The sequence below is a fragment of the Bradyrhizobium sp. Leo78 genome (genome assembly GCF_059512425.1).
This window is the reverse complement of the sequence record NZ_JCAMOT010000001.1, coordinates 93,580-108,187: the sequence shown is the minus strand read 5'-3', so window position 1 is coordinate 108,187 and position 14,608 is coordinate 93,580. Positions and strand designations below refer to the sequence as shown.

The window sequence follows — 14,608 nt, the reverse complement described above, 5'->3', positions numbered from 1 at the left end:
TGCACCGGCGCGGAGCCTGCTTCACCGGCAGAGCTTCGCGCCGCCCTACAAATCCGCGGGGCGTCTCTTGCAGGCGAAGAACGCGGTGACGGCGAGCGGGATTGCGAGCGCGATCCATGAGGTCGTGTCCCAGATGCCATCGCCGAGCAAGGCGGACACAAGGCCGAAAGCGACGATCACCGCGATGATCGCCGGCAACAGAAAGATCTGGGTGAGCGAACGACGGGCGTTGATCATCAGAGGTGCTCCGGAACTTGCACGGCGGGATATCGGGATTCGGCCAATTCACCCACCACTCTACTCCGCGGGCGGCGCATGCGGTGTTTCGGCCGGTTTGCCGAAACGGCGTTTCGCCTCTTCGCGCCAGCGCTGGAAGGTGACGTAGAGCATCGGCACCAGGAAAATGCCGATCGAGCTTGCGGCGAGCATGCCGCCGAACACCGCCGTGCCGACCGCCCTGCGGCTGATCTCGGCGGCACCGGTCGCGACCACCAGCGGCACCAGGCCGAGGATGAAGGCGATCGAGGTCATCATGACCGCGCGGAACCGCATCTGGGCGCCGAGCTCGGCGGCCTGCGCGATCGGCAATCCGCCCTCGCGCTGCTCCTTGGCAAACTCGACGATCAGGATGCCGTTCTTGGCGGCGAGCGCGATCAGCACCACGAGGCCGATCTGGCCGTAGAGGTCGAGGTTCAGGCCTGCGACCTTGATCGCGATGTACGAGCCGAGCACACCGACCGTGACCGCCAGCAGGACCGGGATCGGAATGGTCCAGCTCTCGTAGAGCGCAACCAGGAACAGATAGGCGAACAGCACCGCAAGCGCGAGGATGATGCCGGTCTGCCCCGAGGCCGCTTGCTCCTGATAGGCGGTGCCGGTCCATTCGTAGGAATAGCCGGCCGGCAGCGTCGCCCGCGAAATCTCCTCCATCGCGGCGATCGCGGTGCCTGACGAGACGCCCGGCGCCGGACTGCCGTTGATGGTGACCGAGCGGTAGTTGTTGTAGCGGGTGATGACCTGCGGTCCGGTGACGATCCTCACGCTCGCGATGGAGCGCATCGGCACCATCTCGCCGCCGCTGTTGCGGACATAGATCTGCCAGATGTCGGAGATGTCACCGCGATTGGCGGCCTCGCCCTCCACATTGACCTGCCAGGTGCGGCCGAACAGGTTGAAATTGTTGACGTAGATGCCGCCCAGCGTCGCCTGGAGCGCGGTGAACACGTCGGCCATGTTCAGCCCGAGCGCCTGCGCCTTGGCGCGGTCGATGTCGAGATAGATCGACGGATTGGTCGCGGTGAAGGTCGAGAACACGCGCGCCAGCCGCGGATCGCGGTTGGCCGCATTGATCAGGCCGGTCATCGTGCTGCCGAGCGCGGCCGGATCCTGCCCCTCAAGCGCATCGAGCTGATATTCGAAGCCGCCGGAGGTCGAAAGCCCGATGATCGGCGGCAGGTTGAACGGCAGGATATTGGCCTGCCGGATCTGCGCGCCCTCACCAAACATCCGCCGGATCGTCGCCTGCACCGAATCCGCCGCGGCCTGCCGATCGGCGAACGGTTTCATGCGCGCCACCATGAAGGCCGAGTTCGGCTCGCTCGCGCCGTCGAGCAGCGAGAAGCCGATGATCGAGAGCACGTGCTCGACCTGCGGCATGTTCTTCAAGAGCGCCTCGACCTGCTTGGTCACCTCGCTGGTGCGCGACACCGACGCACCGTCAGGCAATTGCACCGAGATGAAGAAGGCGCCCTGATCCTCCTCGGGCAGGAAGCCCGTCGGAGTTATTCGCGACACGCCGAGAACGCCGCCGGCAAACACCAGCACCGCGACCAGCGACAATATCGCCACCCGCAGCAGCCGGCGCACCATGCCGGCATAACGGTCGCGCACCCAATCGATGCCGCCGAGCACGCGCCCCATGATGCCGCGGCGCGGCCCGGTATGCCGCAGGAACACGGCGCAGAGTGCCGGCGACAGCGTCAGCGCGTTCAGCGCCGAAATCACCATCGCCGCGCTGATCGTCACCGCGAACTGGCGAAACAGGGTTCCGGAGATGCCGGGGATGAACGCGATCGGCACGAACACCGACAACAGCACCAGCGAAATCGCGATGATCGGCGCGGTGATCTGCGCCATCGCCTTTTTGGTGGCCTCCGCCGGCGACAGCTCGGGCTCGCTCTCCATCACGCGTTCGACGTTCTCGACCACGACGATGGCGTCGTCGACCACGATGCCGATGGCAAGCACCATCGCAAGCAGCGACACGGTGTTGGCGGAATAGCCGAGGATGAGGAGAACCGCGAAGGTGCCGATCAGGCTGACCGGCACTGCGACCGCCGGGATCACCGTGGCGCGCAAATTGCCGAGGAACAGGAACACGACGATCACGACCAGCACGAAGGCTTCGCCGAGCGTCTTCAGCACTTCCTTGATGGTATCGGAGACGAAGGTCGTGGAGTCGTACTGCACCAGATAGGTCAGACCCGGGGGAAACCGTTCCGACAATCTGGTGAGCGTCGACTGCACCGCGGCGGCGGTGGTCACCGCATTGGCGCCCGGCGCAAGATAGATGCCGATCGGTACGCCGGGCTGGCCGTCGATCCGGGACTCGCTGTCCATGTTCTGGGCGCCGATCTCGACCCGGGCGACGTCGCTGACCCGGAGCACCGAGCCGTCCGGATTGGCGCGCAGCACGATATTGCCGAACTGGGCCGCCGTCGTGAGCCGCCCTTGCGTCTGCACGTTGAACTGGAACTGCTGGTCCTCGGCGATCGGACGGGCGCCGATGCGGCCGACCGGCGCCTGCACGCTCTGCGCCCGGATCGCCGCGATCACATCCGAGGGCGCCAGATTGAGGCTGGTGAGCCGCTGCGTATCGAACCAGATCCGCATCGAGTAGTTCAGCTTCGCGAACAGCGAGGCCTGGCCGACGCCCGGCGTGCGCGAGATCGCATCGAGCACGTTGATGATCGCGTAGTTGGTGATGAACAGCGGATCCTGCTGGCCGCTCTTGCTGTACAGCACGATGAACTGCAGCACGGCCGAGGATTTCTTCTGCACGACCAGGCCTTGCGCCTGCACCTCGGTCGGCAGTTGCGCGAGCGCGCTCTGGACGCGGTTGTTGACGTTGACGGTGTTGATATCAGGATTGGTGCCGAGCGCGAACGAGACGGTCAGCGTGTAGCTGCCGTCATTGCCGCTGGTCGACTTCATGTAGAGCATCTTGTCGACGCCGACGACCTGGGCTTCGAGCGGCTGCGCAACGCTCGATTCCACCACTTCGGCGGAGGCGCCGGGGAAATTGGCGGTGACGGTGACCTGTGGCGGCACGATGTCCGGAAACTGCGCCACCGGAATTTGCAACAGCGCCAGCGCGCCCGCGATGGTGATGACCAGCGCGATGACGATGGCAAGCCGCGGACGATCGACGAAGATGGCGGAAATCATGGGCTGGTGCCCGCAGGCTTCGGACCGATCGCGCCGCTGCTCCGGGGCGAGCCGGTGTTTTCCGCCGTTTCCTTCAGGCTCGACTGGATCAGCGCGCTTGCCGGTGCCGGCGCCACGGGCTGGCCGGGCCGCACCCGCTGCATCCCTTCAGCGATCACCTTCTCTCCGACCGAAAGCCCAGAGGTCACCGAAGCGATGGTCGCGGTCGACTGTCCAAGGACGATCCGCCGCTGCTCCGCCTTGTTGTCGGCCCCGAGCACGAAGACATAGTCGCCCTGCTGGTCCGACAGCACGGCCGAGCGCGGGATCGCCACCACGTCGACCGGCTGCGCGCCCTCGAGCAGGACGGTGACGAACTCGTTGTCGGTGAGCTGGCGCACCGTGACGTTGTCCGCCGACGACAGACGAGGCAGTATGGGATTGGGGATAATGCCGCGCAGCGTGATGGTATCGGTGTTCTGCGCGATCGTGTTGTTGACGAAGTTGAGCTCGCCGACCTGGTCATAGAGCTTGCCGTCGGGCAGACGGATCCTGATCACCACCGCCTTGAACCCGCCCAGCGTCGCGTAACGGTCTCGCAGCACGAGGCCTTCGCGCACCGACACCGGGAAGGTCACATACATCGGGTCCTGGCTCACGATGGTCGTGAGCACGCCTGAACTCGGGCTGACGACGTTGCCCTCGGTCACGGCCGTGCGGCCGATCTTGCCGTCGATCGGCGAGCGGATCTGGGTGTAGTCCAGATTGATCTTTGAGAGGTCGACTTGTGCCTGGGCAGCCTGCACCTGCGCTTCCAGGCTCTGCTCGTTGGCGAGCGCAGCATCATAGGTGGACTGCTGGCCGGCCGGGCCGCCGAGCAGGGCCTTGGCGCGGCCGGTCGTCAGCTTGGCGTTGACGAGGGTGGCCTGCAATTGCGCGACCTGCGCCTTCTTGGACTCAAGGTCCGCCTCGAACGGGCCGCGCTCGAGTTCATAGAGCATATCCCCGGTCTTGACCTCGGCGCCTTCGACGAAGTTCCGCTTTTCCAGGAAGGCGGTGACGCGGGCGACCACGTTGACCCGATTGGTGGCCTCGATCCGCCCCAGAAACTCGTTGGATTGCGTCACGGGCCGCTTGACCGCCTCGATGATACCGACCGCGGGAGGTCCCGCGGCCTGCTGGGCCTCGGCGGCGGTCAGCGCGCCGAACATGGCGCTGCCCAACGCGACGACCCCGGCGAGCCGGGCCATTGTTATCCCTGCAAGATTCACTGTTCGCGCCTTTGTCCCGTTTGACCCGGATCAATAGCATCCGCATCGGGAAAGCCAACGGTATGAACGTATGGCAGCGCTCAATCGATGCTCTCTCGATGGCCAGATCGCCGTGTCGCACCAAAATGTGATGGCGGAGGAAGGGATCAGGTCCGCAGGCCTCCGCTGGTAGCGCTGTGTGGCCCCGCCGCTACTGGAACGAACTTTTTTGGCCAGGCGCTGCACAACCTGTTGAATGTTGCTTGCTGCACGATGGGCCAGCAAGCCAAGCTTGGCTAGGCGCCGTGGGGCCGGTCGCCGGGGAGCTTTCCGATGGCAAAGCTCGGGATTTGCACGGCAGTCCTTCTTGCGATTGTCGGCGGATCGGAGACAAGGGCAGCCGACGTCGCGCCGACCAAGGCGCCGCCGGCAGCGTCCACGACGCCGCGCCCCTGCACCGACCCGTCGGACTTCGTCACGACCAACTGCCAGCTCACCTGGGAAGGCATCACGGTCTTCGGCATCATCGACACCGGCTTCGGCTGGCAAAGCCACGGTGCCTCGTTTGATCCGCGATCTGCAGTTGCAGCGTCCTACCTGGTCCAGAAACAGAACCGCTTGGCGACATGGACGCTCGCGCCCAATGCCTTGAGCAATTCGACCATTGGCATCAAGGGAACCAGGCCAATCGGCGAGGACTTTTCTTTCGTCTTTGACCTCGATGCCGGCTTCGACCCCTATTCGCTGCGATTCTCGAATGGACCCGGAGCTATCGCCGCGAATGCCGGCCTCCCGCAAAACCTGCAAACCGCCTATTCGGATTCAAGCCGGGCGGGCCAGTGGTACAACGGCCAGGGTTACGTCGGCGTCAGCTCCCCCACCTATGGCACGCTGACCCTCTTCCGACAGAACTCGCTGACGCTGGACGCCGTGTTCGATTACGATCCGTTCGGCGCCTCCTACGGTTTCTCGGCGATCGGCTTCCAGGGAATAACCTGCGGCGGCGGCAACACCGAAAATTGCAGACACTCGACGTCATTGAAGTACCGGTACAACTTCAACCATTTCCGGGCGGCGGCGCTGTGGCAGTTCGGCGGCTATGACGAGAACAATGCGTCCAATGGCGCCTATCAATTCCAGCTCGGCGGCGACATTCCGATCCGCGGCAATGACGTGCTCTCGGTCGATGCGATCTACAGCCATGTCAAGGATTCCGTGTCGCTCGCGCTTGCACCGGGAGCCAACAACGCGTTCGGGACGCCGATCGCCCCGTTCCTGCCGCAGACGCTGACGGCGACGATCTCCGACAACACCGCCGCGATGTTCGTGGCGAGATACACGACCAAGTCGCTGAAGCTGTACGCCGGTTACGAATACATTCGATACGAGCCGCCGAGCAATCCGCAGCTCGCCTTCACCGACATCGCCGGAAATTTCCTCTGCCGGGGCTGCGATGCCTTCAACGGCACGAACATCAATAATGCGGCGTTCGGCGTGAACGGGCTCGGCAACAAGACCTTTCAGGTCATGTGGGCCGGCATGAAATACGCCGTGAACGACGATCTGGATGTGATCGCCGCCTATTATCACTACATCCAGAATTCCTTCTTCGGCACTGCCGCCGGAGGCGCCTCCTTCTGCTCCTCCAGCACGCACGCGCAATGCGCCGGCACGTTCGACGCAATCTCTGCCGCGGTCGATTGGAGATTTGCGCCGAAATGGGATGCCTATTTCGGCGTGATGTTCACGCAGGTCAATGGCGGCCTGGCGTCCGGCTTTTTCCAGCACAGCAACGTCGCGCCCACAGCCGGGCTGCGCTTCCGCTTTTGAGACGGCGGATCTACGCTGACCGTTGCGACCAGCCTACCGGCGCCTCGATATCGAAATTGGCGAGCTCATAGCCGCGCCGGAAATCGACGATGTGCTTGTCCATCCAGGACCGCGCCTCGGCGGGATTACGCATCGAGAGCGCTTGCAGGATCTTCTCATGGGCGAACACCAGGCGCTCGCCCGCATTCAAGCGGGAGAACACCCGCAAGAAAGCCGGATAGAATAGCTGGCTCATCGGCTCGCGGCTGAGCTGCAGGGCGCGGTTGCGCGAGGCTCGCGCGATGATCTGATGAAACTCGATGTCGAGCGCAACGAGGCTCTGCTTGTCCTCGAGCGCGGCCTTGGTGTTCTCGACATTGGCGCGCAGCGCGGCCAGCAGGTCCTCGTCGATCCGCATCGCGGCGCATTCCGCCAGCACCGGCTCGAAACAGCGCATGCTTTCCCAGAGTTCGAAGAAGCTGATCTCCTGCAGCACGATCGCGGCCGTCACCTTCTCCGAAATGTCGGCCTCGCGCGGCGCGGTGACATAGAGCAATTTGCCGCCGTCGTGACGGCGGACGAGGCCGTTCTGCTCCAGCACCCGGATCGCTTCCCGGACCGTCGAGCGGTGCACACCAAAGCTTGCCGCCAGCGCGATCTCCGCCGGCACCCGGTCGCCGACCGCCCAGTCGCCCGACATGATCTTGGCCTCGATGCTGCGCACCACCAGCCGGTAGACCGGCTCGTTGCGCTCCTGGGCGTTGTTGCTGAGATCCGCTACAGACATCAGGCGACGCCTCGCGCGAACTCGCGGTCGCGCAATTCGCGGCGACGGATCTTGCCGGTGATCGTCATCGGAAGCTCGGCGATGTACGCGATCGCGCGCGGATATTTGTAAGGCGCGGTGACCGACTTGACGTGGTCCTGCAATTCGCGCGTCAGCTCCGGCGACGGCGCATGGCCTTGCCGCAGCACGACGAACGCCTTCACGATCTCCCCACGCTCGGCATCGGGGCTGCCGACCACCGCACACATCTGCACCGCCGGATGCTCGGCCAGCGCGTTCTCGACCTCGATCGGGCCGATGCGGTATCCGGCTGAATTGATGACATCGTCCGAGCGCCCGCGATACCAGAGATAGCCATCGGCATCCTTCTCCGCGCGATCGCTGGTCAGAAACCAGCGCCCGTCCGGACCATCGATAAAGCAGGCCGCGGTGCGCTCCGCATCCTTCCAGTAGCCGAGCATCAATTGCGGGTGTGGCACTTTCAGTGCGAGGTCGCCCTCCTGCCCCGGCGGCAAGCGGTTGCCCTTGGCGTCGATCACATCAAGGTCGGAGCCCGGCGATGGGCGCCCCATCGAGCCGTAACGGACCGGCTCGGTTGGATAGTTCAGCGCGACCATCAGGGCTTCGGTCTGCCCATAGGCTTCATCGATGCGGATGCCGGTCGCCGCTTCCCAGCGCTCGGCGACGACGGGGTTCATGGCTTCGCCCGCAGTGACGACGCGGCGCAGCCGGCCGAGATCATCGCGCGCGCGGACTTCGCCGACGACCCGCGACAACTCCGTGCCGGGCGCGCAGTAGACGGTGACCTGGTGCTTGCGCAGCAGTGCGAGCCGGTCCTTCGGCACGAACGGGCCGTCGAAGAAAAACGAGCAGGCGCCGCAGCTCAGCGGCCCGAAGATGATGCTGGTCCCCGCCTTGCTCCAGCCGGTGTCTGCCGTGCACCAGATCACCTCGCCGGGACGCAGATCGAGCCAGTAGATCGCGGAGACCCGCCACGCATAGATCGCGCGCGCCGCATGGACGACGGCCTTCGGGTGGCCGGTCGAGCCTGACGTATAATACATGATCGCGGGATCTTCGGCCCGGACGATCGCCGGCTCGATCGTCTCGGAGGCGCGCGCCATTTCGCTGTTCCAATCGAGCCAGCCTGACGTCTGGCCGAGCGCGATCCGCACCGGGATGAGCTCCTCCACGGATGCGAATTTGCCGGTCTGCTCGGGACGGCAGATCGCCGCCTTGGCCTCGGCATTGGCGACGCGATATTCGATATCGCGCGCCGTCAGCATCTCGATGCACGGGATCGGCACCGCGCCGATCTTCATCGCCGCAATCAGCGCGACGAACCATTCGGGTAGCCGCGGCAGCATGATGATGACGCGGTCACCCTTTTCGACGCCGTTCGCCCGCAACACATTCGCGAGCCGGTTCGATAGCAATGACAGATCGGAATAGCTGTAGCGTCGCGTCTCGCCCGCGGCATTCTCCCAGATCAGCGCCGGCCCATCCTGCTCGCGGGCGCGGCGGTCGATGATGTCAGTGCCGAAGTTGAAGGTCTCCGGCACCTGCCAGCGGAAATTGGCGCACAGGCTTTCATAGCCTTCGACCGCAGGCTCTTTGGGCGGTGACCAGACATCTCGCATCGTTTCCTCCTGCTCGCGCGTTTTGCGCTTGTTGTTCTGTTTCTGCGGCGCGCTCTTACCGCCGCCTATCTCGCGCCGTGAGTCACGATCCGCCGTCCGATCGCCCAGCGGTGCACTTCGGACGGGCCGTCATAGATGCGGAAGGCGCGGACGTCGCGATAGAACCGCTCGACCACCGTGTCGCGGGTGGTGCCGAGCCCGCCGAGGATCTGCAGCGAACGGTCCGCGACGCGCGCGATCGCTTCCGAGCAGATCACCTTGGCCATCGAGCTCTCGGTCGAGGCCCGCTCGCCTTTGTCGAGCAGCCAGGCCGTATGCCAGATCGTCAGTTGCGCCTGGTGGATATCCATCGCGTTGTCGGCCAGCATGAAGGAGACGCCCTCGTGCTCGCCGAGCGGCTTGCTGAACGCCTTGCGACGCCGCGCGTACTCGGTCGCGATCTCCTGGGCGCGGATCGCTGCGCCGAGCCAGCGCATGCAGTGCGTGAGCCGCGCCGGCGCGAGGCGAACCTGGGCGTGGCGAAAGCCCTGTCCGATCTCGCCGAGCACGGCGTCGGACGGCACGCGAAGTCCATTGAAGCGGACCACCGCATGCCCGCCGACAAAGCTGGAATCGATAGTGTCGAGCGTGCGCTCGATCGTGATCGCGGGGTCGGACATGTCGGCGAGGAACATGGTCGCGGCCCCCTCCATTCCTGCGCCGCTCGTCTTCGCCATGATGATCGCAAAGGCCGCGCCTTCGGCGCCGGTGATCAGCCATTTCTCGCCGTCGATGACCCAGTCATTGCCGTCGCGCCGCGCCGTGGTCTGCAACTGGCCGGGATCGGAGCCCGCGCCGGGAGCGGGCTCCGTCATGCAGAAGCAGGAGCGGATATCTCCGGTCGCGAGCGGCTTCAAATAGCGCTCGCGCTGGTCCGGCCGCGCCACGACATCGAGGAGATGGATGTTGCCCTCATCAGGCGCGGCGCAATGCAGCGCCACGGGACCGAGCATGGAATAGCCGGCGGCGGTGAACACGGCGGCGCGGCCGATATGCGACAGATGCTGGCCGCCATATTCCGCCGGCGCATGTGGCGCGAGTACGCCGGTCTTGCGCGCGAGCGCGTTGAGCTCGCGCCGTAGCTCGTCGGTCGGCCCATGGGAGGTCCAGCGCTTGTCCTTCTCGAACGGGACCACCGTGTCCTTGACGAAGGCTTTGACGCGATCGGCCAATTCGGACACGCGCGGCGGCAGCGAAAAGTTCATGTCGAGTTGATGCATCGTCAGTTTCCTCGCTCAGTTCCGGTCGCTGCGTCGCGCGCGACCAGGAGAATGTCTTCGCCAAGACGGGCGAAGTCGGCATAGCGACTGTCCTTCACCGCGCCGTTGACCCATTGCCGGTGCAGTTGCAAGAATACGATCCCGAGCTTGAACAGCGCGAGCACGCGCATCGCCGGCAGGTCATCGATATCCAGCCCGGTCAGGTCGGCATAGCGCCGCGCAACCTCGGCACGCCGCCAGAATCCAGCATGAGTCGTCGGCATCTGTTGCAGGCGCTGCAACGCCGGCGGATCATCCGGCTGCGCCCAGTAGCTCAAGAGCGTCGCCAGATCGAACAGCGGATCGCCCCGCGTGCCCATGTCCCAATCGACTAGCGCGACCGGCGAAAGCGTCTGCGGATTCAGGATCAGATTGTCGAGCTTGAAATCGCAGTGCAGCAGCGTCGACGCCCGCTCGCGGAATGTCTGCCGGGACAGCCACTGCGAAATGTCCTGCAGCAGACCTCGCAACGCGCCGTCCTCGGCAACCAGCGCGCCGCGTTTCGACCAGCCGGCAATCGCGCGGGCGATGAACCCCTCGGGGCGGCCAAGATCCTCGAGTCCGACCGCGCGCGCATCGACCCCGTGCAACGCGGCCAATGTTGCAACCATCATCTCCGAAAGAATCCCGGGTGCATCGTCGCGTCCTTGCAGCGGCGACAGATCTGCGCCGCGGATGACGAGCCCTGCCCGATACTCGATCAGTTGGAAGGGAACGCCGATGACGCTGCGGTCGCTGCAATAATGCAGCCCCCTCGCGATGAACGGGAGCGCATCGGCAAGGCGCGACAGGATGCGATGCTCGCGCGCCATGTCGTGGGCGCCCGGCGGCAGATCGCCGTCGGGCGGACGGCGCAGGACAGTCGGTGCGCCGTTGACGATCAGGAGATAGTTGCGATTGGCGAGGCCACCGGCGAACTGCCGGATCGGCTGCGCCAGATCGACATTCATGCCGTGGGCTTCCAGATAGCGCGCAAGGCGATCCCAATCGGCCGGCGCGGTTTCCGCGGCCGACAGCAGTCCCGGATTTCCTGATAGCGACGGATCAGCAATCACGCGCGCCTCGACCTCCCTGTTCCGAATATCAAGGTTGGAGCCCTCGCCTCCCGCCGCTTGGACGGCCCGGGATCCATTATTGTCGGACCAAAAGTTAGCGCCAGGACAGCCGAACTTGCAACTGGCAATAGCGAAATCGACACTTCGCGCCAAGCTATTCTCATAAGCTTTTGTGATTTATAGATATTTTTCGAAACGGCTTCCGAGAAGCCAGATCCACCGGAACGCATATGTCGGACAATAAATTAATGCTCCCGGGCACCGAAGCGATGACGGTAGGCGGTCGGGCTGATGCCGGCGACTTTCCGGAAGCGCGATCGGAAGGTAACCGCGGATTCGAATCCGACCGAGCTTGCAATCTGATCGACCGAAGCCACGCTGGTTTCGAGCAGTTCCTGCGCCCGGCGAATGCGCATCTTGAGCAGCCATTGCAGCGGCGTCGTTCCGGTCTGCTCCTGGAAGCGTCGCGCCAGTGTCCTCGGACTCATGCGCGCCCGGTCGGCCAGCGACCGAACCGTGAGCGTGCGGTCGAGATTGGCGCTCATCCAGTCGAGCAGCGAGGCCAGGCTGGCGGCGGATTTTGGCGGTTCGTGCCTGATGAACTGGGACTGGCCGCCGTCCCTGACCAGGGGAGCAACGGCGAGCCGCGCCGCGTCGGCCGCGACCGCTTGACCGTGATCGCGTCGTAGCAGATGCAGGCACATGTCCACTCCCGCTGAGGCTCCGGCGGAGGTGATCAGGCGCCCCTCGTCGACGAACAGCACGTTTGGATCGACCTGGATGCGCGGATAGCGCCGTGCGAACTCGTCTGCGCAGATCCAATGCGTCGTGGCCCGGCGTCCATCCAGGAGGCCAGTTGCCGCCAGAACGAAGGCTCCCGAACAGATCGACGCCAGTCTGGCGCCGCGCTCCCAGGCAGATTGAAGCGCCCCAAGCACGGCCGGGGAGACCGGAGCGGTCGGATCTTCCACTCCCGGCACCAGGACCGTATCGGCCGACGCGAGCTCCTCAAGGCCCCACTCCGTTTGTAACGTGAAATTCCTCGACCGAACTTCGCTCGCTTCGCTGCACACGCGGACACTATAGCTGGCGACGCCCGCCGCTCCACTCGCGCGGCCGAACACCTCGCACGGGACCGACAGGTCGAACGGCACGAACCCGTCCATCGCGAGAACTGAAACTTTATGCATGACCACCTCGGAGCGAGCATTTTCCAGGGCGAACATAGCCGAAACGCGTTTTGGCAGGAAATGATCGCAGGTTGTCATTTCGGTCACTCACCGAATGCGCGAGGCATTGTCTATGCATGCCGGCGGTCTCGAAGCGAGAAGGTGGGCGTGTCCAACGATTACGAATCGACGCAGTTGCGGTGGCTTGGAATGCTGTCGGTCCTCGAGGCGACAACGCTGGTCCTGCTTGTCGCAGTCGCCGTGCCACTGAAGCATATCGCCGGCTGGAACGTCGCCGTCCATGTCATGGGGCCGGTCCACGGCCTTGCGTTTCTCGGCTATTGCTGGGCTGCGATCCAGGCGATCGCGGAAGGCGGCTGGAGCCGATCGGAGGCGGTGCGGCTGTTCGCGGTCGCGTTCATCCCGTTCGCGGGCTTTGCCAATGCGCGGCTCATTGCACGAAAGTCCGCGGCCTTGCGCACCGGTGTGGTCCAGTGAGCCTTGCTACGCTTTACCCATGGCTGAAGGCGTTGCATGTCGTCAGCGCTTTCTTTTTTGTAGCCGGTACCGTCACCACGTCGATGGTGCTGGCAGCGGAGCGCGCGAATCCGGGGTCGGTCGAGCCCGTTGCGGGTTTTCTGGCCAAATCGGAACGCTGGCTGACCACGCCGGCCATGCTGCTGGTCTGGGCTTTCGGCTTGACGTTGGCGGTCACGGCCGGGTGGTTCTCAAGCACCTGGCTGCAAATCAAGTTTGCCTTTGTCGTTGTGCTCTCGGCCGTACATGGAATCCAGTCAGGCCAGCTCCGGCGCCTTGTCAGGAATAAGGCGCTAAAACCCCGGACAACGCTGCCCTTGATCCTCGTCTGCGTGATGGCGGTGGTCGTGCTGGTCGTGGTCAAGCCTTAGCCGCGCCCGCCTTGGGGCGCAGGCCATCCTGAGAGTGGAGCGAGATCTGCTGCCGAAGCAGCCAGCGGATCTCCGAAGGGGTATCGATCTCGCGAATGTCCTCCGCCAGCGACGCTGCGCGCTGGCGATATCTCGGATCATCCAGCACCGAGCGTACAGCGGGACGCAATTGCTCTGCGGTGGGTGCGTTGGTCGCCAGATTGACGCCGACCCCGGACCAGGCGACGCGGATGCTGACATCGCCGCGGTCGGCTGCCGTTCCCGCTGCGACGATGGGAACGCCGTAACTCAAGGCTTGATTGACACTGCCGTAACCGCCGTTCGTCACGAATGCATCGGCTTTCGACAACGCCCACTCAAACGGGAGATACTGCGCGACCCGCACATTTCCAGGCAGGGGTCCACCGAGCGCGTCGATCGGACGCCCGCCGGTCGTCACCATGACGAGAACATCCCGCTCGTTCGCCAGCGCCTCCAGCGTCGGCAGGGTCAGCTCGCTGAAATCGTTGTTGGTCAACGTGCCCTGGGTCACAAGGACGACCTTGCGTGAACCGTCCAACTCGTAGGCCCACGACGGCACTGGCGCCTGGTTCGGCGTAATCGGCAGCGGGCCGACGAAGTGCACCGAACTTGGCAGCCGGCGGCGCGGCAGTTCGAACCGCGGCACCGTGAGCTGCAGATAGATATCGGGCAGCTCCACCATCGCGTCATAAAGATTCAAACGCAGCGGCCTGCTCCCGATCTGGGCCAGGTACTCGTTCACGCATCGTCCGGCCGGGCCAAAGACGGATTGTTCGTAGGTTTGAAAGAGCGAGGCATACTCCCTTAGTTGCTGGTCGTTGCGCGCGGGCCGAATGCCTGCATCGTTCGGGGCGCCGTCGTCTCGACGTGACAGGAGGTAGGTGGTTCCAAGCAGGGCCACGGACGGCCGCTGCGCACGAGGACCAAGCAGCATCGGCAACACACCCAGCATGAGATGATCGCCGATGATGATGTCGGGAGGAAACTCCTGCATGACGATTTTGATGCTCTCATACTGAGCCAGCATAAAATTGGCGAAACCCTGCTCCAGGATCAGCCGCAACTGCTGTGCGCCCGGCGCCGCTGTCATGATTTCCGGAAACAGTTTGGCGGCGTCTCGCGTATCGACGTCGGCCGCCGGCACGAAACTGCGGAATTGAGCGCCGATCTTTTCGACACGGTCTCGCAGATAGCTCGATGTCAGGCCCATGACATTCCAGCCGTCGGCGATCAGTATCCGCCCGA

General features: G+C 64.4%; 12 protein-coding genes. 3 read left to right on the top strand and 9 right to left on the bottom strand.

Going from position 1 to position 14,608, the window contains the following annotated elements:
* Positions 1-45 precede the first annotated feature (45 nt).
* Genes AC5ZG1_RS00485 through AC5ZG1_RS00475 form a run of 3 tightly spaced genes read right to left on the bottom strand, consistent with a single transcriptional unit; the run spans position 46 to position 4,676 of the window.
* Complete coding sequence (locus tag AC5ZG1_RS00485; RefSeq protein ID WP_028162088.1) at positions 46-237, bottom strand: hypothetical protein; 192 nt, start codon at positions 235-237, stop codon at positions 46-48.
* A gap of 60 nt (positions 238-297) precedes the next feature.
* A complete protein-coding gene (locus AC5ZG1_RS00480; RefSeq protein WP_463327320.1) occupies positions 298-3,447 on the bottom strand; it encodes an efflux RND transporter permease subunit in 3,150 nt (1,049 codons plus the stop codon).
* A complete protein-coding gene (locus tag AC5ZG1_RS00475) occupies positions 3,444-4,676 on the bottom strand; it encodes an efflux RND transporter periplasmic adaptor subunit (protein WP_456641092.1) in 1,233 nt (410 codons plus the stop codon). The genes AC5ZG1_RS00480 and AC5ZG1_RS00475 overlap by 4 nt, the downstream gene beginning before the upstream one ends.
* A 333-nt stretch (positions 4,677-5,009) precedes the next feature.
* Between AC5ZG1_RS00475 and AC5ZG1_RS00470 the strand changes: the two genes are divergently transcribed.
* Positions 5,010-6,506: a porin gene (locus AC5ZG1_RS00470; RefSeq protein ID WP_496131691.1), complete on the top strand. Its 1,497-nt coding sequence runs from the start codon at positions 5,010-5,012 to the stop codon at positions 6,504-6,506.
* Positions 6,507-6,516: 10 nt separating this feature from the next.
* Here the strand turns inward: AC5ZG1_RS00470 and AC5ZG1_RS00465 are convergent, their stop codons facing one another.
* The 5 genes from AC5ZG1_RS00465 to AC5ZG1_RS00445 all read right to left on the bottom strand — a co-directional run bounded on the left by AC5ZG1_RS00465 (position 6,517) and on the right by AC5ZG1_RS00445 (position 12,491).
* Positions 6,517-7,272 (bottom strand): FadR/GntR family transcriptional regulator, encoded by a 756-nt coding sequence (locus AC5ZG1_RS00465; protein ID WP_496131690.1) that lies wholly within the window; start codon positions 7,270-7,272, stop codon positions 6,517-6,519.
* Positions 7,272-8,912, bottom strand: a complete 1,641-nt coding sequence (locus AC5ZG1_RS00460) for an acetate--CoA ligase (protein WP_496131689.1) — start codon at positions 8,910-8,912, stop codon at positions 7,272-7,274. The genes AC5ZG1_RS00465 and AC5ZG1_RS00460 overlap by 1 nt, the downstream gene beginning before the upstream one ends.
* A gap of 65 nt (positions 8,913-8,977) precedes the next feature.
* On the bottom strand, positions 8,978-10,171 hold the full coding sequence (locus AC5ZG1_RS00455; protein WP_456641096.1) for an acyl-CoA dehydrogenase family protein: 1,194 nt from the start codon (positions 10,169-10,171) through the stop codon (positions 8,978-8,980).
* 2 nt (positions 10,172-10,173) lie between these two features.
* A complete protein-coding gene (locus AC5ZG1_RS00450) occupies positions 10,174-11,265 on the bottom strand; it encodes a phosphotransferase family protein (protein WP_456641097.1) in 1,092 nt (363 codons plus the stop codon).
* Positions 11,266-11,510: 245 nt separating this feature from the next.
* The gene (locus tag AC5ZG1_RS00445; protein ID WP_456641098.1) at positions 11,511-12,491 is read right to left on the bottom strand and encodes a GlxA family transcriptional regulator; all 981 of its coding nucleotides are present in this window, start codon (positions 12,489-12,491) and stop codon (positions 11,511-11,513) included.
* A 111-nt stretch (positions 12,492-12,602) separates the two neighbouring features.
* On the opposite strand from AC5ZG1_RS00445, the gene AC5ZG1_RS00440 reads away from it, so the two are divergent.
* Positions 12,603-12,932, top strand: a complete 330-nt coding sequence (locus AC5ZG1_RS00440; RefSeq protein WP_456641099.1) for a DUF3817 domain-containing protein — start codon at positions 12,603-12,605, stop codon at positions 12,930-12,932.
* Positions 12,933-12,964: 32 nt separating this feature from the next.
* Entirely contained in the window at positions 12,965-13,342 is a 378-nt protein-coding gene (locus AC5ZG1_RS00435; RefSeq protein ID WP_474417779.1) for a CopD family protein, read from the top strand.
* Here AC5ZG1_RS00435 and AC5ZG1_RS00430 read toward each other — a convergent pair.
* Complete coding sequence (locus AC5ZG1_RS00430) at positions 13,332-14,573, bottom strand: glycosyltransferase (protein ID WP_496131688.1); 1,242 nt, start codon at positions 14,571-14,573, stop codon at positions 13,332-13,334. The two genes, AC5ZG1_RS00435 and AC5ZG1_RS00430, sit on opposite strands and share 11 nt — an antisense overlap.
* Positions 14,574-14,608 lie beyond the last annotated feature (35 nt).

Coding starts and splice junctions, on each gene's coding strand:
- AC5ZG1_RS00485 (WP_028162088.1), bottom strand. CDS start 237: ATGATCAACGCCCGTCGTTCGCTCACCCAGATCTTTCTGTTGCCGGCG.
- AC5ZG1_RS00480 (WP_463327320.1), bottom strand. CDS start 3,447: ATGATTTCCGCCATCTTCGTCGATCGTCCGCGGCTTGCCATCGTCATC.
- AC5ZG1_RS00475 (WP_456641092.1), bottom strand. CDS start 4,676: ATGGCCCGGCTCGCCGGGGTCGTCGCGTTGGGCAGCGCCATGTTCGGC.
- AC5ZG1_RS00470 (WP_496131691.1), top strand. CDS start 5,010: ATGGCAAAGCTCGGGATTTGCACGGCAGTCCTTCTTGCGATTGTCGGC.
- AC5ZG1_RS00465 (WP_496131690.1), bottom strand. CDS start 7,272: ATGTCTGTAGCGGATCTCAGCAACAACGCCCAGGAGCGCAACGAGCCG.
- AC5ZG1_RS00460 (WP_496131689.1), bottom strand. CDS start 8,912: ATGCGAGATGTCTGGTCACCGCCCAAAGAGCCTGCGGTCGAAGGCTAT.
- AC5ZG1_RS00455 (WP_456641096.1), bottom strand. CDS start 10,171: ATGCATCAACTCGACATGAACTTTTCGCTGCCGCCGCGCGTGTCCGAA.
- AC5ZG1_RS00445 (WP_456641098.1), bottom strand. CDS start 12,491: ATGTTCGCCCTGGAAAATGCTCGCTCCGAGGTGGTCATGCATAAAGTT.
- AC5ZG1_RS00430 (WP_496131688.1), bottom strand. CDS start 14,573: ATGGGCCTGACATCGAGCTATCTGCGAGACCGTGTCGAAAAGATCGGC.